The organism is Pseudobdellovibrionaceae bacterium (assembly GCA_023898385.1).
GTDB lineage: Bacteria > Bdellovibrionota > Bdellovibrionia > Bdellovibrionales > UBA1609.
In genome coordinates this window covers 1,459,574-1,482,954 of sequence record CP060220.1, presented here as the reverse complement: position 1 = coordinate 1,482,954, position 23,381 = coordinate 1,459,574, and the positions used below count along the sequence as shown (strand labels likewise).

Sequence of the window (23,381 nt, the reverse complement as noted above, 5' to 3'; positions counted from 1 at the left end):
TGCCCGAGTGGTAGTTTAACTAAATGATTCAAATTCTTTGGGGAATTTTAATAATCTTAAATCTGTGGGGCGGGAGTTCTGACGCCGCGGTGTCAAGTGATCTTTTGGCTTTTAGTGCTGGGCGCGTGATGGACCACGTAGTGACTAGCCGGGAAGTGAAGATCAATTACGTCGTGGAATCGGTTCTCTACGGAAAAAAGGGGCGGCCCCCTCAGTGGTTGGGTGATGCCTCAAATGAATTTTCTCAAGCCCTATCAAATACACTTTTAGAGTGGGCGGTGGCCCTAGAAGCTGAAAACTTTGAGGCCGCAACGGCAGGCAGTCAGCAGCAAGCGACAGCTATAAAAAAAGTCAAAGATGCGGTTAAAGCAGCAAAGCCTTGGAAAGCCCTTCAGGTGACGGATGCCGAGCTTGAAAGTTTGGTGCAGAGAAAGCTTCGATCAAAGCAATTGATTCAATTTAAGGTGCAGGCGGCGGCGGTACCGATCACAGATACAGAAGCGCGTCGATATTTTGATGAAAACCGTTTGAAATTTGGAAACTTGCCCTTTGAAAAATTCAAATCCAGCATCAAGTCTTTTTTGCGTCGGCAACAAGTGGATAGCCGTCTCAAAGAATGGTTTGATTTGCTGCAATCAAAGTATCACGTGAAATCCTACGTGCAGGGAAAATAAATGTCAGGCAGCTCCTTTGAGCCCTTGGCTGTTAAAGATGCCCCAAGGGTCTTTGAAATCTTGCAGTCTCACAAGCCCCACCGAGATGGTCTTAAAAGTTGGACCTTGCCAAAAATTGAACAAGAGCTGCGTGAGTCGAAAACCCTTGGCGTACGAAAAGCCGGGGAGCTGATCGCGTTTCTCTGCTACCGTAAGGTGGCCCCGGAAGTCTTTGAGGTGTCCCTTTTGGCCACTCATTACCAGGAGCGTCATCAGGGTCACATGTCCCAACTTTTTTTGCATCTCAATGCGGGGTTGACGGCAAAAGATGTGATTTGGCTTGAAGTTCATGCTGAAAATCAGGGCGCCCAGGCTTTTTATCGCGAGCAAGGGTTTACCCAGGTGGGACAGCGGCCCGGTTACTATGCCGACGGAGGCGATGCTTATTTATATTCTTTCTCCTGCTTGCCATAGGGTTCGAACTTTGTTATCTACCTTATGACGTAGAGGGCCATAACTGGCCCTCTTTTTTTTGTTTTGGAGGGGGTAGCCCTCCAAAAGGACTATTGAGATCCATACATGTTAGCGCCACAAGCGATTGAAAAGATAAAGGAAATGGCTAGTGAAGTCAGTGCTCGAGAAGGCTGTCGAGTGTACGACTTGGAGTTTGTCGGTGCTGGTGGAGGCCGCACTCTTCGGCTTTTTATTGAAAGTGAAGAGGGCGCAGTGAACGTGAATCAATGTGCCAATGTTTCGCGAGGGTTGAGTTTAATGCTCGACGTAGAAGATGTGATTCCAGGTGGTCGCTACGAGCTTGAAGTTTCAAGCCCGGGCTTAGAGCGACCATTGCGAGAACTGTGGCATTTTGAAAAGGCATTGGGGCAACCCATTCGGGTTCGAACAAATGCAGGTGTGGTGCCAAATGGTACAGAACCTGCGGCGGCAAAAGCGGGGCGAAAACAAGTGCAGGGGCGCCTGCTTAAGGTAGAGCCAAACCACATAGTTTTAGGCGATGGAAAAAATGAATGGGAGATTGATTTTTCTCAGATTCATCGAGCTAATGTTATTTTTGAATTAGTGAGTGAAAAGCATCAGAAACAAAAAGATAAATCAGGTAAGGGCGCTAAGGGTAAGAAAAAGAGGTAATCATGGCGGCAGATAATGTGTTCTCTGACTTGAGTCGGATGATCGAACAAGTAGGCAAAGACAAAGGGATCGACAAGCAGATTGTGGTAGATGCAGTGGTGCAAGGTATGCTTGTTGCAGCCCGTAAAAAGTGGGGCACCTACAGAGACATTGAAGCCCAATACAATGAAGAGTCAGGTGAAGTAGAACTTTTTGAATTCAAAGAAGTTGTTGAAGATAAAGATTTCATCGACGAAGAAGTGGAGATCAAGCTAACAGACGCCCTGGAACTAGATCCCGAAGCACAGGTGCAAGACTCCATCGGTATAAAGTTGGAAACAACGGGTTTGGGGCGAATTGCCGCACAAACTGCAAAACAAATCATTACCCAGCGAGTGAGAGATGCCGAAAGAGATATTATTTTTAGCGAATTTGAACAACGCAAAGGGGAAATTGCCTCAGGCATAGCCAGACGTGTGGAGCGTGGAGCGATAGTGGTAGATCTTGGCCGAACAGAAGCTTACATTCCACCAAGAGAGCAGATTCCTGGAGAAATGTATAAGCCTGGTGATCGCCTTCAAGGATACATTGCTGACGTTAGGCAGACGACTCGTGGTCCGCAAATCATTATGTCGCGAGCGGATGAACGATACCTGATGAAATTATTCGAAATTGAAGTTCCAGAAATTTACGATGGAATTGTTGAAATCGTGGCTGCGGCTCGAGAGCCGGGGCAGCGTGCAAAGATTGCAGTACGAACGAAAGACTCTTCTGTTGATCCAGTGGGAGCCTGCGTGGGAATGAAAGGCAGTCGGGTTCAGAACATTGTCCAGGAGTTACGAGGCGAAAAAATCGACATCGTGAACTGGGAAGAAGAACCCACTCGTTTTGTTTGCAACGCCTTAGCTCCGGCAGAAATTTCGAAAGTGTTTGTGGATGATGGGAGTGCCGAAATGGAAGTGGTTGTGCCCGATCACCAATTGAGCCTTGCCATTGGCAGAAAAGGGCAGAATGTCCGTTTGGCGGCCAAACTGACGGGTTGGAAATTGGATATTCTTTCTGAATCTAATGCTCAAGCGCGAGCGGCGGAATCTATTTTCAACTTAATGCTGATGCCTGGAATGACAGAGACTATGGCGCAAAATATTTTTCAATCAGGATTCGGATCGTTCCCGGCCATTGCTGACGCCGCAGTTGAGGATATCATGAATATTCCGGGTTACGATGTCCCTGAAAAAGCGGAAGCATTGATTCAGACAGCGAAGACCCTGCTGGAACAGTACCAGCAGGAAGGCAAAGAAATACCATCGGCTCCTGCCAAGGCCGCTGCTACGGAGAGCCGAGAGGGCAGTGCTAAGAGTCAGGCTGAAGAGCGACTGAAAGAGGAGCTTGAACAACTCAACAAAGAAGAAGCAAACGAAAATCAGTCAGGAAATTCTGACGAAACCGCGAGTGTGCCAACAAGTTAATTTATATGGGTTGGTGGTGAAGAGAAGAGCATTAAAGGTTCAGGTATTGAATACGAGGAGAATGAGTGAGTCAGCCAAAAGTTTATGAATTCGCCAAAGAGCTTGGGATGGAAACAATAGCTCTAATGGACAAGATCAAAGAATGGAATCTGCCGGTAAAGAGCCATATGGCGGCTTTAACTGAAGATTTAGTCTCTGATATTCGTGATCGCCTTGATGCAGAAAAGGCACCAAAAACCAAAAAGAAAACGGCCAAGAAAAAGGTCGCCAAAAAGGCAGCGGCCAAAAAGGTTGCGAAAAAGAAAGCGGTGACTAAAAAAGTCGTTAAAAAAGTCACGACCAAGGCCTCGGTAGAGGCTGAGGCAAAAGCTGTAGAAGCTAAACCGGCGGCAACGACGAAGAAAACAGCGGCAAGGAAGCGGGCAGTGATCCGAAGAAAAGCCGCTCATTCTCCTGAGGCCGAGGCCGCAGCACAAGCGGAAGCCGCTCAAAAAGCCGCTGAGCTGGCAGCTAGAAAAGCGGCAGCTCTCGCGGGCGAAGAAAACGAGATCGCACCAGAGCAAATCGAAGCCGGGGACCAAGCCACCGGAAACTTGGTAGCGGCCTCTGAGGCGGAAGCCACAACTGATGAATCAAAGTCGGTACCCCGTGCCGGTGGTGGTCGCATCGTGGGTCGAATGGATCTATCAAAAGTTCGCGGCACAACAGGAGCGCCAGCCGGCCGATCGGACTCGCGTCCGCCGCGGCCAGCCAGCAGTGGCCCAGCCCGAGGAATACGAACGGGTTTTGTGGCACCGATGCCTCAGTTTGTTGAGCCAGACCAATCTCGTGATTCGGATCGTAAAAAAGAAGAGCGTCCAAAAAAGAAAGTCGGAGCCACCACAAAAGAAGTGCCCTCCCAGAATTTTAAAGCTGCAGACTTCAGAAAGCGCGAAGTGATATTTCAGCCCAAAAAGAAACGGGCAAACCTTCGCGGCGACTTCAAGAAGACCCAAATCACCACACCAAAGGCATCTAAGCGAATGGTGAAGGTGCATGAGACCATTACTGTTTCAGACTTAGCACAAGAGATAGGCGTAAAAGGTCCGCAGCTTATTAAGAAATTAATGACAAGCGGTGTGATGGCCAATTTAAACACGGTTTTAGATTTTGATACAGTGGCATTGACCGTTGGCGAATTTGGCTTTGAGGCCGAAAACGTACATCGTTCTGTGGATGACCTAGTGGGAGCCACCGCCTTTGGCGAACTTGATGCAGAAAGAGTTATCCGCCCTCCCGTGGTCACTGTTATGGGCCATGTGGATCACGGAAAGACAACTCTTTTAGACTCAATTCGAAAAGCCAATGTGGCCGCTAAAGAAGCCGGCGGGATCACCCAGCACATTGGTGCATACAAAGTTCAGCTCGATGATGGTGCGTTTATCACATTTTTAGATACTCCAGGCCACGAGGCCTTTACTGCCATGCGGGCCCGAGGCGCCACGGCCACAGACATTGCCGTTATAGTGGTCGCCGCTGATGACGGAGTTATGCCGCAAACAGTGGAAGCGATCAATCACGCCAAAGCGGCCGGCGTTCCAATTATTGTCGCGGTTAACAAAATGGATCGGCCTGGTGCCAATCCAGACAAAGTGAAGCAAGAGTTAACGGAGCACGAAATAGTTCCTGAAGAGTGGGGAGGTAACACCATTTTTTGTCATGTTTCGGCCCTCAAAGGTGATGGCATTAAAGAGTTACTGGAGCAACTCCACTTACTTGCTGAAATGGCTGAGCTCAGAGCCAATCCAAAGAGATCGGGTACCGGTTTGGTTATCGAAAGCCGCTTAGAAAAGGGGCGAGGTGCTGTGGCTACACTGCTTGTACAAGATGGCACGGTGACAGTGGGTCAATCCGTGGTGGCAGGTAAAGTGGCTGGTCGCATACGGGCGATGATCAATGATCAGGGTAAGAATGTAAAATCAGCAGAGCCTGGCGACCCCGTGGAGATCTTGGGTCTGCCCGAAGCTCCGGCGGCCGGCGATCGATTTGATGTGTGTAAAGATGAAGCTGCAGCAAGAGAAATTTCGGATGCTCGAAAGCAAATGGACGGATTGGTTGAGACACCAAATTCCAAGATGTCGTTGGAAGACCTGTTTTCAAAAGTAAAAACAGGTAGCCTGCAAGAATTGCCAGTGGTTTTAAAGTCGGATGTGGCGGGAAGTAACGAAGCCGTAAAGGGCATGTTTGAGAAAGAAAGCACCGACGAAGTCAAAGTGAAAGTGATTCACTCGGGCGTTGGCGGAATCAGTGAATCAGACGTGCTGCTAGCGTCGACCGCCGGTGGGATTGTCATCGGATTCAACGTTCGCCCTGACACCACGGCTCAACGTATAGCTAAAGAAAAGGGTGTGGAAGTCAAAACCTACACGATCATCTATGAGCTTATCGATGATGTGAAAAAAGCCCTTTCAGGTCTGTTGCAACCTGATATTGTCGAGAAATCCAAAGGTTCGGCAGAGGTTCGCGAGACCTTCACCGTGCCAAAGGTGGGAGTGATTGCCGGCTGTAGCGTCACTGATGGTAAAATCAATCGAGCGGATCTGTTGCGACTCGTGCGGAATGGTCGAGTGGTTTACGAAGGAAAATTCAGCAGCCTGAAGCGATTTAAAGATGACGTCAAAGAGGTAGCCGCGGGATACGAATGTGGTATTGGAATTGAAAACTTCAATGACCTAAAAGTGGGTGACGTCATTGAGGCATTTGTTAAAGAAGAAGTGCAACGAGAGCTTTAGGTTTTAGATGAGTGAAGCTCACGGATTACTCCTTGTAGATAAGCCCACGGCAATGACGAGCCATGATGTGGTCGCGGCCGTGCGCCGTTTGCTGAAGACCCGCGCGGTGGGCCATGCCGGAACATTGGATCCCTTGGCCACAGGCCTGATGGTGCTTTTGTTAGGTGAGGGCACCAAGCTATCCGATTATTTACTCAATGGAGATAAATCCTACCTCGTACGAGTGCAATTCGGCATCGAAACAGACACCTGGGACGTGGATGGCGAAGTTTTAAGGCAAGAGCCAGTGTCGGTGACTCCTCAGAAAATTAGGGATGCCGTCCATCAACTTTCGGGAGATCTCGATCTGCCCGTGCCGGCCTTTTCGGCCATTAAACAAAAGGGCAAAAAGTTGTATGAACTAGCCCGCGAAGGAAAAACCGTGGACGCTCCGGTGCGACCCATGCGTTTTTACGGCGTGGCTATAGATGATATGGGTCGTGATTGGGTGGATGTGAGCTTGAGCTGCTCAAAGGGGAGCTATATTCGCTCATGGGCCGTAGCCCTGGGTGCCCTATTGGGTTGCCCAGCCACTGTAAAAACCCTACGACGACTGGCATCACAGCCCTATTCGGTGGATCGTGCCCTTCCCTTAGTGGAACTGCAGACCGGGAGCCTGGCGGATCAGCCAGCGGCCGAGGCCCTATCTGGATGCGGGTCAGCCTTTGTCTCGATGGCGGAGGTTTTGCCCCATTGGCGGGCTCTGACAGTGTCGGGAAAGGATCAGCGATTACTTCTCAATGGTCAGATTTCTCATGACCTGTGGCGGCGGCTGATCTGTGAGCAAAAGACAGCTAATCAGACAGACACGGCAATAGGTATTAAGGTGATGAGCGGCGATGATGGAAGGTTATTGTCGTTGCTCGAGGCAAGACCCTTTAAGGGCTTGAAGATAAAGAGAGTTTTCAAATCCCTTCCTTGACGGCAGGGACTCTCTGTTTGTAGATTGCAGGCCAATTGGCTCCTGGTACCGAGTGCCAAACGGTATCTATTGGGGTTTTTATCGGAGGTAAAAATGGCGTTATTAAGAGAAGAAAAAGAGCAGGTCATCCATCATTTTCGTCGATCTGAACTGGATACGGGAAGTTCAGAAGTTCAAGTGGCATTGCTCACATTCCGTATCAAACAACTCACCGAGCATTTCAAAAAAAATAAAAAAGACGAGCACAGCCGTCGAGGGTTGATTCGTTTAGTAAACCGGCGTCGAAAGCTTTTAGATTATTTGAAAAGTAAACAACCCGGCAGTTACACCAAGCTCATTGGTGATCTAGGGATTCGAAAATAAGAACATACGTCGTGTTAGTCTGATGAAAGTGCGGTCTATAATTCGATGGCTGCACTTTTCTAAGAGCCTGTACAGCACCGTGAATTTTAGGAGTTTCAATGAATAAGCAAACAGTGACCTTTGAACTAAACGGAAAAGAAATTACACTGGAGACCGGTCGCCTAGCCAAACAAGCCGATGGTTCAGTGCTTGTCACCTGTGGAAGCAACGTGGTTCTTGTCACCGTGGTGTCATCCAAACGAGAGACCGATCTCGATTTTTTTCCACTTACAGTAGAGTATTCTGAAAAGTTTTATTCCACCGGTAAAATACCTGGGGGTTACTTCAAACGTGAGGGTCGCCCCACTTCAGAAGCCATTTTAAACTGTCGATTGATTGATCGACCTCTTCGACCCTGTTTTCCTGACGGGTATTTCTTCGATACACAAATCGTCCCGACGATTTTAAGTTACGACGGGCAATATCCTATCAATACACTTGCTAGCATTGGCGCTTCAACGGCCTTGCACATTAGTGACATTCCCTTTGATGGGCCCATTGCCACTGTGAATGTGGGTCGAGTGGATGGCAAGTTGGTGGCCAATCCGGATTTTTCAGAGATGGAACGCTCAGATCTTGAAATTATGATTGCGGGCACGAAAGAGGGCATTCTTATGGTGGAAGGCGAAAGCCAGTTCATCAGCGAAGAAGATGTCTTGGCCGCTCTTCAGTTTGGTCATGAATCCATTTTACCAATTTTAAACGCACAAAATGAATTGCGACAAAAAACGGGTTCAAAGGCAAAGCGAGAGTTTACAGCTAAAAAAGTTGACCCAGATTTTAGCGGCAAAGCCGAGCAATTCTTAAAGCCAAAAATCAAAGCGGCTTTGGGCATCAAAGAAAAGATGGCCCGCTATGAGGCTTTGGATGCGGCAAAGAAAGAGGCCGAGGCCGCTTTGCTTGCAGAGGTGGAAGAGTCTCTCGTTGCGGCTCGCAAAAAAGATCTTGGTAAGGTATTTGGTGACCTTAAGTACGATCTAGCCCGATTGATGATTCTTGATGATAAGGTTCGAATTGACGGTCGCGACACTAAAACTGTGCGACCCATCTGGTGTGAAGTGGGTATGTTACCCCGAGCCCATGGGTCTGGAGTGTTCACTCGTGGTGAAACCCAAGTATTAGGTACGGTTACTCTTGGTACAGCTGATGATGAGCAAAAAATAGATGCACTTCAAGGTACAATAACCAAACGATTTATGCTTCATTACAATTTTCCACCCTATTGCGTGGGAGAAACCGGTCGCATGGGTGGGCAAAGTCGTCGTGAAGTGGGTCACGGATTTTTGGCAGAGAGAGCGCTTAAGGCGGTTATCCCTGATTATGAAAAGTTCCCCTACACGCTTCGAGTGGTTAGTGAAGTTTTGGAATCCAACGGATCGAGCTCAATGGGTACAGTTTGTTCTGGAACCTTAGCCATGTTGGATGCCGGCGTTCCCATTAAGGGAAATGTCGCCGGTATTGCCATGGGCTTGATTACGGACGGAGATCGCTATGCTGTATTGACAGATATCCTCGGAGATGAAGACCATTTAGGTGATATGGACTTTAAAGTGGCCGGCACTCGAGACGGGATTACGGCTTTGCAAATGGATATTAAAATTGCCAGCATCAAATTTAGCATCCTAAAAGGCGCATTAGATCAGGCTAAGGAAGGGCGTCTTCACATTCTGGGCGAAATGGAAAAAACCATAGATAAGCCTCGTGGAGAAATCTCTCAGTACGCGCCTCGAATTGAGACAATTAAGGTTAAGCCAGAAAAAGTGCGAGAAATCATCGGCGCTGGCGGTAAAGTGATTCGAGGAATTATTGAAGATACAGGTGTTAAGATCGATATCGAAGACGATGGTACGGTTCACGTGGCATCGGCTGATCCAGAAGCCTCAAAAAAAGCCATACAGATGATTATGGACATTTGCGCCGAAGCCGAAGTGGGTAAAACCTATCCTGGTCGCGTAGTGAAAATCACTGATTTTGGTGCCTTTGTTGAGATTCTTCCCAACACCAGCGGCTTGTTGCACATCTCTGAAATTTCTCATGAGCGAATTCGCAGTGTTAACGATGTACTAAAAGAAGGTGAAGCTGTTGAGGTGAAGGTGTTGGATGTGGATCGAGCGGGTCGCATTCGATTGAGTCGCAAGGCTCTCCTTGAAAAAGGTGAGTGATTGCGGAGTCATCTTTGAAGGCCTTTGATTATCAACCTACCTTTAAAAAAACAGTTTTAAATAATGGTGTTCGGATTGTCACCGAGCACCATCCTTATAGTCGCGCCTGTAGTGCGGGCATTTATGTAGATCTTGGCTCTCGAGACGAGCCGAAAGATGGATTTGGCTCAGCTCATTTCGTTGAGCATATGGTGTTTAAAGGAACCCGTCAGCGTACGGCCATGGATATTGCCAAAAGCCTTGAGTCTGTGGGCGGAGATTTGAATGCCTACACCACTCATGAGTTTACCTGTTTCCATGCCACTTGTTTGCGCGAGCACCTCCATTATGCTGTGGATGTGTTAGCAGACCTGGTCAGTGGTGCGGTGTTTGATGCCGCCGACTTTGATCGTGAACGGGAAGTAATACTTCAAGAAATAGATATGTCTGCCGACGATCTTGAAGAGTTCATTTTTGATCTCTATTTTAAAGAAGCCTATTCGGGCCATGCCCTTGGACACAGTATCTTGGGAACGCCTGAGTCCTTGTCCAAAATCTCCCGGAAACAGCTGCAGGATTTTTACCGAGAAAGGTATCACGGGCCACGAATGGTGGTGAGCGTGGCGGGCAATGTGGACCATGACGATGTGGTCGCATGGGCCGAGCGTTCTTTGAATGTCCGAAGAAAGAAAGTGGCAAAACGCCATCGAAGAAAACCAAGCCTCAACAAGTTTAGGGAGATCTTTAAGCGCTCTTCTGAACAGACCCACTTACTTATGGGGCTGCCGTCAACATCGTTTAAAGACAGTCATCGATTTGAAGCCTTTGTGGTAAATGCTTTGTTGGGCGGGGGGATGACCTCTCGTCTTTATCAGAAGGTGCGCGAAGAGTTGGGGCTAGCTTACTCTGTGTACAGTTACCTTCATTCTTTCACTGATACGGGTTTATTGTTGCTATATGCGGGCACATCAGAAAAGTTTTTAGCTCAAGTGCTTGATCACTTCTATAAAGAGGTTTCCAAGCTTAAAAAAAGTGGAGTGAGTGGGAAAGACCTCGATTTTTTTAAAACCCAAGTAAGAGGAAACATTCTTTTGGGATCAGACGACATTGAAAATCGAATGAACTCACTAGGTGTGAACGAAATGGTTTTTGGCCGCTATCGCTCAGTGGATGAAATTATGGAAGAAATTCGCAAAGTGTCCAAAGACAGCGTGCAGGAGTATATAGAATCTAATTTGGATTTAGATCAGGCCAGTATCGCCGTGATCGGTGACGTGGATACCGCATCTGTTCGGACTTTAATTGAAAGTCGGTGAGGCAAGCGAGATGCCGTGCGTTACGCTCTCGGGTGCCAGGGCAAAAAGGTGCTTTTGGCGGTGGTTTTCCAGCCATTTTCTGCAAAATTCGTTGAGTTATTTGTTGGACTAGGGTTCACTTTTGACGTCTGTACGCGATGAGATCTTCGTGGAAAATTACGGCATTTGGGGGAAGCCATGACCGCCATTGTTCGGTTGGCCCTGTTTGGATTATTGTTGTTTTCTTCAGGAGCGTATGCTGCTGAATTTGAGCCGTTGGTGACTGATGGTGAAGTGCGCACTCTGGCTTTTCCTGTGTGGCTGTTAAAAATCAAAAGTCTTCAAAAAGATCTGGCCCGTTACCACGGTGTGGATGAGCCCCTTGTAGGGATCGTCAAATATCAATTGCACGAACAACAGTCAGAGCGGCAAATGCTGCGGCAGTTTGCTCACTATGTATCCAAGTGGACAGCAGAAGTGGTTGGGGTTCGGATGAATCGGTCCCCGAGCGATCGACTATTTTCTAGGGGCTTCGTATCAGAAGAAACGTCAATGGAAAAAGAGGACATGGTGGCAGTGGATGCCCTTTCTGATGAAATTTTAAAAGAAGTGGCCCGTTTTAACCAATTTGAGTTTTATACGTTTTGGTATAGTGGAGAGGCGTATTTTAATTTTGGCTTTAGTGGTTGGATGATCGTTAACAAAGAGGCCAAAGAAATTCTATTTGCTGGCGTGAGTAGCACAGAGCAATGAAATCAACTTATTGATTAAGACTTTTCTCAAGCTCTTCAAGGGTTTTGGGTGAATGTAAATATCGTTCTTTATAGGCGTCGTGGGCCCATTGAATGGCAAATCCAAGCCACATAATCATAAGCAGCGCAAAGATTCCGGCAATTGTTCGAGCCGTAAATTTCTTGGGCGCATCAAATTGACTGACCAGGCCAACGTGAATCAATAGCCCGGTAATGGCAAATCCTATGGGGTGAACAACAGGAATCAAGTACTGCAATGTGTACAGGGCAAAATAGGGGAGGCTGGCAACCACCATCACCGCAAAGAGCCGGCGTAAACTAAGCTCAATATGATGCACAAATAGAAACAAGTAATAAAAAACGGCAGATAAAATCAATAGGGCTACCGTTGAGGAAATGGGAAGGAGAATGAGGCCCTCCAGCGTGGCGCGAAGACTCTGAGCAATGAGACCAGAAACGGTCCCGCAGATGGCCACCACGGATGTGTGGAGAAGCAATACCGTGGGCCAATTCCAATCGGGAATTTCTCGAACGGAGTTAAAAGGGTGGCGAAAGAACAACAAAAGGTAATCATAGACGGGTTTTATTAACTTAAAAAATTGAGGGCCTTCTGGGGATGAGAAGCTCATAACTCAATGGGACCATTTTACAGGCCCGGCAGCAAGCTCAAAATAGTGTTTAAAAGTGAACGTCAAATCTCAGGAGAGCGTCAACAGCCTTATTATCAAGGGAGCCCTCAATAAGTGAGGATCGATATCCGATTTCAGCACCCAGACTAAAGGTATTGTTGATATACGCATCAACTCCGCCAACAAAAACCGAAGCCAATGTGGATTGATGGTCTTCGATGATTCGATAGGAGGATGAAGCCGCCTCACTCAATCCATCACTCGTTGCGGGGCTAACTGGATCTAAAGCCTCTCTTCGACTGTGACGAAGATATCTACCGGCCATTCCAATTCCTCCTCTGAAATCCAAAAAACGACTGAGTGTAGTTCTGTAGACGAGCTTCAGTTCAAACTCTTTTAAAGAAATTTCCGACTGATCTTCCATATGATCGGAGAGCGTTCGCATTGTGCCTTCAGCCATCCACTGCGGAGAAAAGAGGTCAATGCCCAAACTCACTTGAATACCTCTTACTGGGGTTCCGGGTTTAGCCACCTTCGTGTCGCGTAAATCTAAAAAGCTCGTAGCGGCAGCAATTCCACTGTGAATTTTTACTTGGGAGAAAGGGTCTTCAGAGATTTTTCTGGGGGCGGGTGCCTTTGACGACAATCCTCTTACAATCTGATCATAGGAGTAATAATCTTCGTCATAAGCGTAGGCCACTGGGCCAAAAGTCGAGAGTAAATATATTAAAATGGATGCTAGGGAAATTTTATTTATTTTGTTCATACCATTAATGATAGCAAAGAACTTAAAAAAGGCAAAAACTCGCCTTCCCGAAAGCCTGAGTTCAAGGCAAAATAATTGTATGGCCCAGTTATCTGAAAAATCATTTTGTGCTTTTTGTAGAACGCCAAGAAGAGTTTATCGCAAGAAACACATGACCCTGACCAACGTAGTGCTGTCGCTCCTGGCCGCCGTTTTGCTGATGTTGATACTTTGGCAAGGTCCAGACCCCAGAGCCATCGTGTTTTTTGTTGTAAACCTAGCCATAGCAGAGGCGTTTATCCAAATCAGATGGCGGGTGTCGCTACCGTGCCCCTATTGTGGTTTTGATCCCGCCCTTTATCTCCGTGATAAAGCGGCTGCGGCAGCGAAAGTCAAAGAATTTTTGCTGGTCAGGCAAACTAAACCCTCGTCTTTGTTGTCTAAGCACGACCCCATTAAGAATTTAATGATGGTTCAGCGACAGCGCAAGCGCCACACGCGCGACAAAAGTCTTCCTGCACCGGTTGATTTGCAAATTTAGTTCCTCCATAATGGTTTTATGTTCATGCATCAAAGATTCAGACATCATCTCCAATTATACATGGTTCAGTTCGTCTCTGTGGTTCTTGTGTTGTGGTCTCTAGAATCTCAGGCCGCAAAACGTCGGCCGGTAGATCGCGGACAAGACGCTATTGTTGTTGTTGAAGGAGCAGCCGTTTATAAATTTCCCAATTTCGATGCTCCAATTCTAGAGTATTTCCAGAACAACAAGCGGGTAAAAATATCGAATAAAAAATATGAGGGTATCGGTGGCCTTGGTTCGTTCTATAAAATTAGAATTCGAAAAGGTCTGTATGGATATATCACAGACATCGATGTGGTGATTCAGCCAACTTCGACTTCTAAACGGCCAGCGGAAAAAAGGCCGATCGAAAAAGAAGAGGCTCCGGCGGATCCGTGGGCCAACGCAGCCGAAGCGGGATATGATGCGCCAGTTGGGGGCGAGCCGATGTTTTACCGGCGTTACGTCGGATTGTATGGAGGCATGCTGAACTTTTCGGAGAAAGTGGTAGATCGGTTTGAAACAGAATCTGTGACAGTATTCGGATTAAAGGTCACGGGTCCTGGAGCCCTTTTTGATGGCCCACCCATTGATTTTGAGGTGGGTGTTTCACCCTCTGCACCCAGTTATTATTCCAAGCTGACGTCTTCGCCGGTGAAAGGTTTTTTTATTGCCGGCCACCTGGCTCTTATGTTGCCGGCCATTGAGAAGCCGCAGTGGTATGGATACTACGGCCTGGGAGTGATGTATGTCTATGCCAAATACACAATACCCGCCGATTCAGTGAGCATTGACTCCCAAGAGTTACGCCTGGGGCTTTCTGTTCTAGGTGGTGCGGTCTACCAGGTGACCGATCGATTTTTTGTTCGCGCTGGTGCCAAATATTACTACGAAAAAGCCGGTTACGTGGGGGCCGAGCTTTCTATTCAAACCACCTATTAGCCTGAATATGATGATTACTAGAAACAATTCACTGTTGGTGGTTAGCATTGCGCCCTCTTCAGCAGGTAGAAATAGAATGCGAACTCGACCTGTTATTCCCATTGGTGTCCGCCAATTTCGTTTGCGCTAGATTCGACGGAATAATTTTCTAGACCTATTACTGGGGGCACGAATTAGTTAGGCGGGTCGCTTTCGCGACACCGCCTAACTAATTCGTGCCCCCAGTAATAAATCAGCAAAATGGCTGTTGCTTTCAGGCGACTCCAGTTTAGTTCAAAAAAACTCTAATTAACTCGACTAAGCTACAGATTTCTTAACCTCCCGTTTAGTCGAGCCTTGCTTTTGTCGAAAAAGTCTTTGGCCTTGTTTTATTTACTTCTGTTGAGGCCAAGAGATCGCGACAAAAGGAGGCACCATGCAGTTGGCAAAATTCTGGCATCTGATTTCTGCATTCATAGGTTGTTTTTTGTGGTCACATACTATTTTAGCTAATCCTCTGGTTGTTGAACGGGTGGAAATGGGCACCCTTTCTACAAGCGGAGTTGGATTTGTTGAGGCTCTAGGATTCAAGACAGCCAGCCTCTCAGAAGCAAGTAAGGTCGATCACGAAGAGAACCTTTCGGGAGAGTTTCTAGTGAAATACCCGAATGCTGCGTTTGATATGCCCGTGCCCCTGGAATGCCATCCCAAAACCCTTGAATCTGAGCTTCGCCGTAAGTTGCCATCAGAGGTTGTCGCCAACAAAATTCGACAAAAGTATTTCAGCAAATGCGGTCGATGGCTCAATCGAAAAGGGTATAAAGGGTTGTTCACTCTTCTAGAATTTTCTCGCGTCGAATACGATATTTTTGAAAATCCCCAGGTACATGCTCTTCGAGTTTATTTTGAAAACGGAGATGTGTCATACGGAATAGTAGGGTTGAAGCCAGGGGCAGAACGCCGCCCGCTCGTCATTGTGAAGTGTGGCCTTTTTTGCGATGGGAGCCCATCGACTTCAATTAAAACAATAATGATGCACTTGTTTGATGAGAGCCCCTTTAATGTCATTATCTTAGGTAACAATACCGGTACCAACAGTGTGAGAGACAATCATCGCATCGTATTTGGTGGTTTTTTTGAGGGCCATGAAATTATGGCCGTTGGAAAATGGGCGAGAGAAAAGGCTCCGTTTAGAAATAGTATATCGTCTGTGCATTCAATGGGAATCAGTTTGGGCGGCAATGCGTCCCTTTTTGCGGCTCTCTACAATGACCACAATAGATTGGAGCACGGAAAGAAAGTCTTTGATAGTGCGGTGGCCTACTGTCCTGCGGTCAACATAAAACCCACAATTGAGAGCCTCTACGGTTGGAAATACTTTGGCTACTTGGCTTCGCTGGTGACGTGGCGAAATGTGCAATCTGTTTTACCTCAAGTACCCGAATTGGCGGATTTCTTTTCAGGTGAACCTCCGGAGCCTCAGCGATTTCCGGACCTCCTTGGTGAGGCGGCGACAAGATACCTGGCCACTGTGAATGAAGACGATTACCTAAGGCCTTTTAAAGACAAACCACTGACGGACTTGTACGATTTTTGGCAACTCAACGATTTCACACGATTTGCAAAGCAAGTGGGAACTCCCACACTGGTTTGGGGCGCCAAGGATGACATGGTTGTAAAAAATAAGTTTAATGCAGGAGATTTGGCAGAAAGACTCGACGGGTGGAATGGAAACCTTCAGGTTTTAAACCTGGACGCTGGGAGCCACTGTGCTTTTTCTGTGGCCTATGGCTGGCCCACGGCCGCAGCTGTGCTGCGTTCTTTTATTCTTAATCATGACTCTGATGTGGGGGTCAATGCGAGCACTGAAGTGGCCGCCTTGTCTTTACCAAGCCGCTCCTTTGACAAAGACGACGTCCATGTCAACCAAGTCTGGGAAGCCCATCCCGGCCGAAGTGAGTTTACCGTCAAATTCATGGTATGGAGTCAGTGGCACGAAAGCGTAGGGCCACACGATGATTGCAGGATGTCACGGCCTTTTACGGCAACGGCGAATTGTTACGAGACCGTGAAAATAAAAGTACCCTTTTCAGGATTACCATTCTCCATTGCAGCACCGAAATCAAAAACAGACGCCCAGATTCTTACTCGATGGGCCAATACGCAATTTGAAATTCTAGGCGACACTGGACCTCTAACTGGAACCGGCGATACGCCAAGGTTTGTGCGTTGGTACAGGTAGTCCCCAAAGGGAATCCGATACCTTTTGGGGACTAACGAAGCTCTTCTAGGTCAGGCAGACGAAACGAGCGTGGCTTTTCAGGCCTCGCATATCGAGGTCCACTTTCGTAGTACCCAATAATTTCTTTTTTGTTGATGTCAGGTTTAAAAGCCATCATCGCCGCCACGGCCGCACCCATCATGGCTGTTGAGTTTGAGGTGCCTTTATAGGCTTCATATTCATTGTAACCTTCAAGAAAATTACCTAATACGTTCACTCGGTTTTCGCCAGTTTCTGAATCTGAATCTTCCCTATCAATTCCCTCATTGGATTTTTGAACTACCACGAATGAGTCAACAAACAAGTCAGGCTTATCATGTTGGTATGACCCGGATCCTCTGGCAGAATCAGATGCGCCTACCGTGATCACATCGGGGTGATCGGCTGGGGGAAGCAAGGTTTCATTGGGCGTTCTATCTGATAAATGGATAAAATCACCACTCACTGTGAGTCGTAAAAAGTCATCGTCACTGTCAAAGTTACGGCTTCGGTTTTTCACTCGAATGAAATGCTCGCCAGGCTCAACTACAGCCGATACAATCTCAAATGGGTATCGTGATTTTCCAGGAGCGACTTCGGCTTTGGTTTCGACTTGCGTGAGGGTGGAGGTCCCATCAGACTCAAACATGTCGTTAATAACGACCAGGTCAAGATCCTTGTCGGTTCCCTTTTCCACATCATCTTTAAAATCATTCCAGCTCAGAACAACGCGAACCTTACAGTTTCCATTTTCATTGGCATATTGGTATTCAAATTTTTCTTCAGCTTGATTGAAGTATCGACCATGTCCTCTGAGGCACAAAAAGCGAACGCTGTTGTTGGGGCCGGGCAGCTGAACCCAATCGTTGTCACCGGTTCGAACGGGGGCTGAAAACATATAGTTGCGAAAGTTTCCAGCCATGTTGAGCCAAATGATGCCCGCATCGGTCGCGCGACTGACGGCTTCATTGATAAAACCCCGGCCATCGCCGTTGCCGCCGTATTCCCAAACCACAGAATAAATAACTATATCGACATCTAGCTCGATGGTTTTTTCAATGGCAGCTGCAAAATTGGTATACCCTCGGGCATTCATTAAGTGGAGTTCAGGTTCCAGCTCAAGGTACCGACCGCCGCTGGTCAGCAAACCGTTGAGGATTTGCGCCATATACAGTCCATGAGTTTCATCAAGATTTGCGTTTAGATCTTGTTCCATTTGCTCAATGGGCTTGGGGCCTGGCCAGTACTGAGTGTTAGATGGCAAAGATCGCCCAACTTCATTTTCATATCCGGTAAAGCCATTGTCGAGAACCGCCACTCGAACGGTTTTTTTCTTGCTGTTTCTCGCTTTGTAGTAAGGAGAGAAATTCATGTTCGAAATCATGGCATCGATATTTTCAATGGGGGTCACGGCGTAGCCCACCTGACTGAAAAACAAACTCAAAAAAATGATCCCTTTTAACAACATGGCAATTTGACTCCTCGATAATGAAAAGGCCCTTCATCTCGAGGGCCTTTAGGTCAACTCACTTTTAGAAGTACCAGAAAGTGTAGCGGTAACCGCCCCACCAGCCGCCCCAATAAGGTTGATAGTAACACGGGTAGCTGTAAGAATAGTAGACAGGGGCCCAAGCATAGGGGTTGTAAAAACCAGGGTTCATGTAGAAATAGAAATACCAACCCGTGGTGCCAGAGACGACGTCGAGCTCGTCATAGCTTGAGAGTTTCTGCATACCGCTCGCATCTTTAAAGGCCTCTTCGTTGGCGGCAATAAAAGCTTCAGCTTGATCTTGGTTTTCAATATCAATGCCCTCTTTAGAGGTCATGAGTTCAATTTTCCCATCTTTTGTTTCTCGCGTGATCACAACTTGGGGAAGAGTTTCTCGAAGCTTAGCTATGTCCTGCTGGTTCGTGGTGAGTCTTTCTCCGTCCAATTCTGGGTTTGCCATGGCAAAAGATGATCCTAATATGATCAATGCCAACACGGCTGTTTTCATGGGATTCCTCCTAGGAAATAAAAAGCGTTCGTACCTGTTGGGGCAGGTGATATCATATCTTTGATACGATGCAACAAAAACCAGGATTTAGGGGCGTCGACGCGCGATTTTTGTCTAGTTTTTGAGCATTTTTCACACTGTAAACAAAATTAAACGGTTTATGGGATCTGAGGCCCCGTCCAGGTGGTATGAGAAATGCTCTGAAAATGCCTTTAGGGGAGCGGGCCAAGGGAGCTCGGAATTAACGGCCCCAAAGAGGAGTGAAAACATGCTGCTGCCTACATTGTGTCCCGCTTGTAATGAAAGTCTTGAATCAGCTCACCAATTTGGTGGGACTATCGTTTGCCAGTGTGGTTGGACGCAGAGTGAGCAGCGGTCGAGGGCAGAAACAAAATCCAAAAAGGGCGTTATTGCGGTTGTGGTTGCGATTGCGGGGCTGGTTCTGGCATCGCTCATACATGTGGCCGAATGGGATCACTTCAGTGCGGAGATTGTTCCACTAAAGATGAAGCAATGGACAGGAAGTGCCACGAAAGCCGATTTGCATCGTGTAGTGACCATCTGCGAGTCTCGCAAAAAACCCCAGTGTGTGGAAAAAGCCTTTTTTCAGTTGAGTCAAAAGTTAGTTGAAGACAAGAGTATTTTGGAGAAATTGGCCCAGATACAAGTAAGTAACAAAAACTTAGTTGGAGCCACTCAAACCTTCGAGAAGTATTTTAAGATTAAAGGTCGCGATATTGAGATGGTGCATTCTTATGCGAACGTATTAGCAACCACTGGCCAGGTTAAGCGATCCGAAGAGTTTTTTAAATGGGGAATGCAACTCGCCGGTAAAAAGCCAGATCCCGGCCTTGTTCGTGACTACGTGGTTGTTTTGATGGGCAACGGTGAGTTTATTAAAGCGCAAAAACAGATTCACTCGTTCAGAAGAAAATCCCAACTGGGCGGACTTTTCCTTGAAAAAGAACTACGGGAAATTCAAAAACGCCTAAAAGTAGCCAAGCTTTAAAAAGCGATCCCGAAAAAAGAAAGGGATACCTTTTTCGGGGGTGCCTATTTAATTTATGGCGCCTTGGCTGACGAGCCACTCGTACACTGTGGTGACTAGGGCCTGAACTATTTCGGGCCGATCTGTCCCTATGTGAGGGCCCGGGATTTCCAGCACATCTTTGGGGTTAGGAACAATTTCATTCAGTTCATTGATTGACGCCGTAGGAATCACGTCGTCTTGGGTGCCGTTAACTACCAGAAAGTGAGTGTCGCGAACTTGTGGCAGATGAGTGCGTGGATCGTACACATCTGTAATAATACTGAGTATATCCACGAAACTGTCGCGATCCTTTTGGCTCCAATCATTGTTGAGACTTGTTTCGGCAAAGTGGCGAAGGTCTGCACCTCCATAGGCCAATACGGCTGTTCGCGGATAGACGCCAGTGAGCTGCGAAAATCTCAAGCTCATGGGCAGCATAAATGCCCCAAAGCTTACGCCCATAACATTGATTCGACGTCGATCGACCCAGGTTTGCTCGTAAACCCAATTGATCAACATAGAAATATTAATTGGAGTTGTAAGTGCCCGGCGAAGGGAGCTTTGGGCCTGCTTAGGGGTGTCGGGTAGGGCAATGGGATATTCAAAGCCAACGATCACATTGTTTCCGGGTGTATGTATGAGATCAATAATTTCATGTCCGGTTTGCATACCCCCAAGCAATATCAATACCGGATACCTTTGATCTTGGTCAGCTAGATAGGACTGAGGAAATGAGATGGCCAAGTTCACCGCGCCTAAATTTTCTGGATAGAGAGTGTATTTTTGAACAATTCGACCGGGATTTTTGTCAGGCACTGTTGTGGGGCCATCGGCGCGCCACTCGGGGCGCAAGGGTATTTTGAGCTGCTCCATGATTAGTAATAAACTGGTGTCAGTTGCGAACAGGTCTTTCACCCCCGAGAGAGCAAAGGCCTGTATTGAACCAGTAGCGATGAATAGAATAACCAAAATATTTTTCATGGGAATGGACCTCTTTGTTCAAAACTCTTAAGCCGCATCTTCTTGGTTGGCAGAGGAGAGGTCAAGTGGGTGAAGATGGCCTTGTAAATACGACTGAGATGTCAAAAGACTAGACAGTTCCGCCTTGGCAAAGCCCGCTTTTTCACTGAACTGACGGCCTATGAATTGCATCGCTGAGCCGAGGAATATTATCAAATTTATAAAAAAATAGGACGTGTGGTGAAGGCGATCATAGCACTTGGAATTTTGACGGTGTGGTTGAGTGGATGCTCAAGCGACTCACCTACGGTCGGGTGGGAAGAGCACCAGCTTGGGCAGGCCTATTTGCACATGCAACATAACCAACCCGATGAAGCCACTTTGATTTTAGAAGAGCTGATTGCGACCAATCCGTATAATCGCGAGGGGCGAATGGCGTTGGCATCTTCGTACCTGGCGAAAGCGGGACTTTCTTTTGATAAGTTTATGGGGTTGGCTCGAACGTTAGAAGAAACCGACAGTGATAGAGAAATATTCGAGCGGTATTCGGCACCTGCCCACTATCTACAACGACAAGGCGGCGAGGATGGCAAGCGTTTGGCCGCATTGATGATGGCCTACAATCGCGGCATTTATGTTTTTGACCGAGTCATACGCAGTATAGAACAAGTGCCAGCCATTGATGGCCATCAGGCCAGTTCTGTGGAAATGGCCATTGAAACTCTTAACCAATCCCCAGACGTGGATCGTGGGATGTCTTTGTTTCGTGCTGTGCTTCGGATAGTGCTTTTGAAATACAATTGGGATCAAAGAAAATATTTTGAGGTTATTCACGATTGTTCAGATGTTGAGGTGAGCCATCTTCAAGGTGGATTTAGAGATTTAGTGGTTGATCTTGAAGAATTTGTTGAGGATCTAAAAAATGGTTTGCCTCGAAGGAGTGATGAGTTTGTTCGGGTTCAGCGGGCCCTTCATCAAATTGGCGAAGGGTTCAATCAGCAGGATCGTCACACCTTGCGTTCTGAGGTTCCTCTAGAAATGTTGGTTTTGATCGAGGCCGTGTTACCTGAGGGGGCACGATGCATTTAGCAAACCGAGTGGTTGCGGGAGTGATCATCTTCTTTTGCGGGTTGCCGGCGTTAGCTTCAGTCAATTCTCTTTGGCCCGATTACTATTCAAATGGAATGACACTGAACACCGTTCAGCTGGGTCTTCAGAGTTTGTGTAGTGTTTTTCCGGTGAAGAACTCGGCCATGCCCTGTAACCCAGCCATGCTAACAGTGGCCCCGCAAAGCTTTAGCGAAGCCAATATTTATGTGGGAAACGCCTACGATGAGGTAAAGAAAATCAGGGATTTATTAAAGGAAGAAAAGAGTCTCGACTTTATAGAAACTCTATTTGATCAGGGTGAACTTTTGCGGGCCCAGGGCGGGATAGGACTTGCGTTTCGGTCAAAACATTTTGCCGGTGCCTTTGTGCCCTATCATGTGACTTATCATTCTCAGCTGCGTAACCCCTATCATCCCATATTGTCCGTGCACGCTATGCAAGAGCGATCCTTGTCGGGGCAGGTTGGCGGAGCTTTTGATCGAGACTTTTTTTGGGGAGTTCAGTTGCGCTATGTCCACCGTGAATTTGTGGATGACGAGTTTTCGCTTTACGATGAATTGGCAAGTAGCGAAACAATACTTAACGTAAAAAAACAACAGGCCTTATATTTTGAGCCGGGAATTGTGTATAAGCTTTCAGAAGGTTGGGACTCCTATTTTTCAGCCTTGATGACGAATTGGGGGACTGCTGATAAAGATTACGATGAGGTCAGTTTCAGTCCGCAGTTTGATTTGGGCTTTAGTGTCGTTCCGCCTCTGGAGCTGGGACAGTTGAGTCTGGGCGTGGTATTCCGAGCCAACCGGGACTCCAAAACTTTAAATGAAATGTGGAGACTGGGCGGCACCTATGAATTGGGTCTGATGGGAGCGCAGTGGGGCTGGAGTGATCGAGACCTATCCTTGGGTGTGACGACCAGTTTTGATAAGTTGAAGGTGGGATTGTTGTATAAACGTGAGAAGTGGGAAAAATTTGGCGGGTTTAAACTTGAAGATGATGCTTTGTATTCGGAGTTTGCACTTGTATTTTAAGAAAGTATTAAAAGCAGGAATTCTTATGGTGACGTTGATGTCGTCGATCGTGTCGCACGCGTTAGATCTTCAGCCGAGCGACCCTCAACCTTGGGAAAAATTTCGGATACAGGCCGAATTCAATACGTCTGAAGAAGAAAAATACGGGCTGGCCTACATGATTAGTGGCGCCCTGGTGCTTATTGCTGGTGGCGTGGGCTATCGCGAGGCTGACGACAATGCATCACAGTTTGCCTTGTCATTGACTCAGAGTCTTGGGATCGCAGGTATCGGTTATGGGGCCTATTTGTACAATATCGGTGGGCGCCACAGACGGTTTTATGATGTGGTGAGCGGGGTGCCGAGTCTGAGCCCCGAGCAACGCCATGACCTGGCGTTGAGCTATTATCGCGTTGATCATGACCAGGTAGAAAAAGCAAAGTGGATCAAAGTTTTGTCTTATGGCCTGATATCAGTCTTGAACTTGTATCACGCTTCACAGACGGATGATGAAAATCTGTCCACAGCTCTCTACTTTGTGGGTGGCGTTAGCGGCTTGGCAGCCATTTCATACACTTTTTAAAAACACCC

Annotated in this window: 22 protein-coding genes; 17 read left to right on the top strand and 5 right to left on the bottom strand. The window is 47.3% G+C overall.

Features of this window, described 5'->3' with window-relative positions; all coding sequences use genetic code 11:
- Window positions 1–23: 23 nt before the first annotated feature.
- The 10 genes from H6626_06550 to H6626_06505 all read left to right on the top strand — a co-directional run bounded on the left by H6626_06550 (window position 24) and on the right by H6626_06505 (window position 11,570).
- Window positions 24–674 (top strand): hypothetical protein, encoded by a 651-nt coding sequence (locus H6626_06550; protein USN48746.1) that lies wholly within the window; start codon window positions 24–26, stop codon window positions 672–674.
- Window positions 675–1,127 (top strand): GNAT family N-acetyltransferase, encoded by a 453-nt coding sequence (locus H6626_06545; GenBank protein ID USN48745.1) that lies wholly within the window; start codon window positions 675–677, stop codon window positions 1,125–1,127.
- 141 nt (window positions 1,128–1,268) lie between these two features.
- The gene (locus tag H6626_06540; GenBank protein USN48744.1) at window positions 1,269–1,799 is read left to right on the top strand and encodes a ribosome maturation factor RimP; all 531 of its coding nucleotides are present in this window, start codon (window positions 1,269–1,271) and stop codon (window positions 1,797–1,799) included.
- Window positions 1,800–1,801: 2 nt separating this feature from the next.
- Window positions 1,802–3,247 carry a transcription termination/antitermination protein NusA gene (gene nusA, locus H6626_06535; protein USN48743.1) on the top strand — a complete coding sequence of 482 codons (1,446 nt, stop codon included), beginning with the start codon at window positions 1,802–1,804 and terminating at the stop codon, window positions 3,245–3,247.
- A 65-nt stretch (window positions 3,248–3,312) separates the two neighbouring features.
- Window positions 3,313–6,018 (top strand): translation initiation factor IF-2, encoded by a 2,706-nt coding sequence (infB, locus tag H6626_06530; protein USN48742.1) that lies wholly within the window; start codon window positions 3,313–3,315, stop codon window positions 6,016–6,018.
- Window positions 6,019–6,025: 7 nt separating this feature from the next.
- The gene (gene truB, locus H6626_06525; GenBank protein USN48741.1) at window positions 6,026–6,979 is read left to right on the top strand and encodes a tRNA pseudouridine(55) synthase TruB; all 954 of its coding nucleotides are present in this window, start codon (window positions 6,026–6,028) and stop codon (window positions 6,977–6,979) included.
- Between the two features lie 93 nt (window positions 6,980–7,072).
- Window positions 7,073–7,342, top strand: coding sequence for a 30S ribosomal protein S15 (gene rpsO, locus H6626_06520; protein USN48740.1), 270 nt, complete (start codon window positions 7,073–7,075; stop codon window positions 7,340–7,342).
- Between the two features lie 98 nt (window positions 7,343–7,440).
- On the top strand, window positions 7,441–9,543 hold the full coding sequence (gene pnp, locus H6626_06515; GenBank protein USN48739.1) for a polyribonucleotide nucleotidyltransferase: 2,103 nt from the start codon (window positions 7,441–7,443) through the stop codon (window positions 9,541–9,543).
- Window positions 9,544–9,557: 14 nt separating this feature from the next.
- The gene (locus H6626_06510) at window positions 9,558–10,838 is read left to right on the top strand and encodes an insulinase family protein (GenBank protein ID USN48738.1); all 1,281 of its coding nucleotides are present in this window, start codon (window positions 9,558–9,560) and stop codon (window positions 10,836–10,838) included.
- Between the two features lie 177 nt (window positions 10,839–11,015).
- Window positions 11,016–11,570: a hypothetical protein gene (locus H6626_06505; GenBank protein ID USN48737.1), complete on the top strand. Its 555-nt coding sequence runs from the start codon at window positions 11,016–11,018 to the stop codon at window positions 11,568–11,570.
- Window positions 11,571–11,577: 7 nt separating this feature from the next.
- Here H6626_06505 and H6626_06500 read toward each other — a convergent pair whose 3' ends face one another.
- Window positions 11,578–12,198, bottom strand: a complete 621-nt coding sequence (locus H6626_06500; protein ID USN48736.1) for a hypothetical protein — start codon at window positions 12,196–12,198, stop codon at window positions 11,578–11,580.
- 49 nt (window positions 12,199–12,247) lie between these two features.
- The gene (locus H6626_06495; protein ID USN48735.1) at window positions 12,248–12,964 is read right to left on the bottom strand and encodes a hypothetical protein; all 717 of its coding nucleotides are present in this window, start codon (window positions 12,962–12,964) and stop codon (window positions 12,248–12,250) included.
- Between the two features lie 79 nt (window positions 12,965–13,043).
- On the opposite strand from H6626_06495, the gene H6626_06490 reads away from it, so the two are divergent.
- The 3 genes from H6626_06490 to H6626_06480 all read left to right on the top strand — a co-directional run bounded on the left by H6626_06490 (window position 13,044) and on the right by H6626_06480 (window position 16,668).
- Window positions 13,044–13,484, top strand: a complete 441-nt coding sequence (locus H6626_06490) for a hypothetical protein (GenBank protein USN48734.1) — start codon at window positions 13,044–13,046, stop codon at window positions 13,482–13,484.
- A gap of 87 nt (window positions 13,485–13,571) precedes the next feature.
- Window positions 13,572–14,447 carry a hypothetical protein gene (locus H6626_06485; GenBank protein ID USN48733.1) on the top strand — a complete coding sequence of 292 codons (876 nt, stop codon included), beginning with the start codon at window positions 13,572–13,574 and terminating at the stop codon, window positions 14,445–14,447.
- Window positions 14,448–14,862: 415 nt separating this feature from the next.
- Window positions 14,863–16,668, top strand: coding sequence for a hypothetical protein (locus H6626_06480; GenBank protein USN48732.1), 1,806 nt, complete (start codon window positions 14,863–14,865; stop codon window positions 16,666–16,668).
- Window positions 16,669–16,699: 31 nt separating this feature from the next.
- On the opposite strand, the gene H6626_06475 is transcribed toward H6626_06480, so the two are convergent.
- On the bottom strand, window positions 16,700–18,154 hold the full coding sequence (locus H6626_06475) for a protease (GenBank protein ID USN48731.1): 1,455 nt from the start codon (window positions 18,152–18,154) through the stop codon (window positions 16,700–16,702).
- A 64-nt stretch (window positions 18,155–18,218) separates the two neighbouring features.
- Window positions 18,219–18,683 carry a hypothetical protein gene (locus H6626_06470; protein ID USN48730.1) on the bottom strand — a complete coding sequence of 155 codons (465 nt, stop codon included), beginning with the start codon at window positions 18,681–18,683 and terminating at the stop codon, window positions 18,219–18,221.
- 268 nt (window positions 18,684–18,951) lie between these two features.
- On the opposite strand from H6626_06470, the gene H6626_06465 reads away from it, so the two are divergent.
- Window positions 18,952–19,692 carry a hypothetical protein gene (locus H6626_06465; GenBank protein ID USN48729.1) on the top strand — a complete coding sequence of 247 codons (741 nt, stop codon included), beginning with the start codon at window positions 18,952–18,954 and terminating at the stop codon, window positions 19,690–19,692.
- 48 nt (window positions 19,693–19,740) lie between these two features.
- On the opposite strand, the gene H6626_06460 is transcribed toward H6626_06465, so the two are convergent.
- On the bottom strand, window positions 19,741–20,694 hold the full coding sequence (locus H6626_06460) for a prolyl oligopeptidase family serine peptidase (GenBank protein USN48728.1): 954 nt from the start codon (window positions 20,692–20,694) through the stop codon (window positions 19,741–19,743).
- A gap of 219 nt (window positions 20,695–20,913) precedes the next feature.
- On the opposite strand from H6626_06460, the gene H6626_06455 reads away from it, so the two are divergent.
- The 3 genes from H6626_06455 to H6626_06445 are packed head-to-tail and all read left to right on the top strand — an operon-like array spanning window position 20,914 to window position 23,373.
- Entirely contained in the window at window positions 20,914–21,762 is an 849-nt protein-coding gene (locus tag H6626_06455; GenBank protein ID USN48727.1) for a hypothetical protein, read from the top strand.
- On the top strand, window positions 21,753–22,811 hold the full coding sequence (locus H6626_06450) for a hypothetical protein (protein ID USN48726.1): 1,059 nt from the start codon (window positions 21,753–21,755) through the stop codon (window positions 22,809–22,811). The genes H6626_06455 and H6626_06450 overlap by 10 nt, the downstream gene beginning before the upstream one ends.
- Complete coding sequence (locus H6626_06445; protein ID USN48725.1) at window positions 22,801–23,373, top strand: hypothetical protein; 573 nt, start codon at window positions 22,801–22,803, stop codon at window positions 23,371–23,373. The genes H6626_06450 and H6626_06445 overlap by 11 nt, the downstream gene beginning before the upstream one ends.
- Window positions 23,374–23,381: the final 8 nt, after the last annotated feature.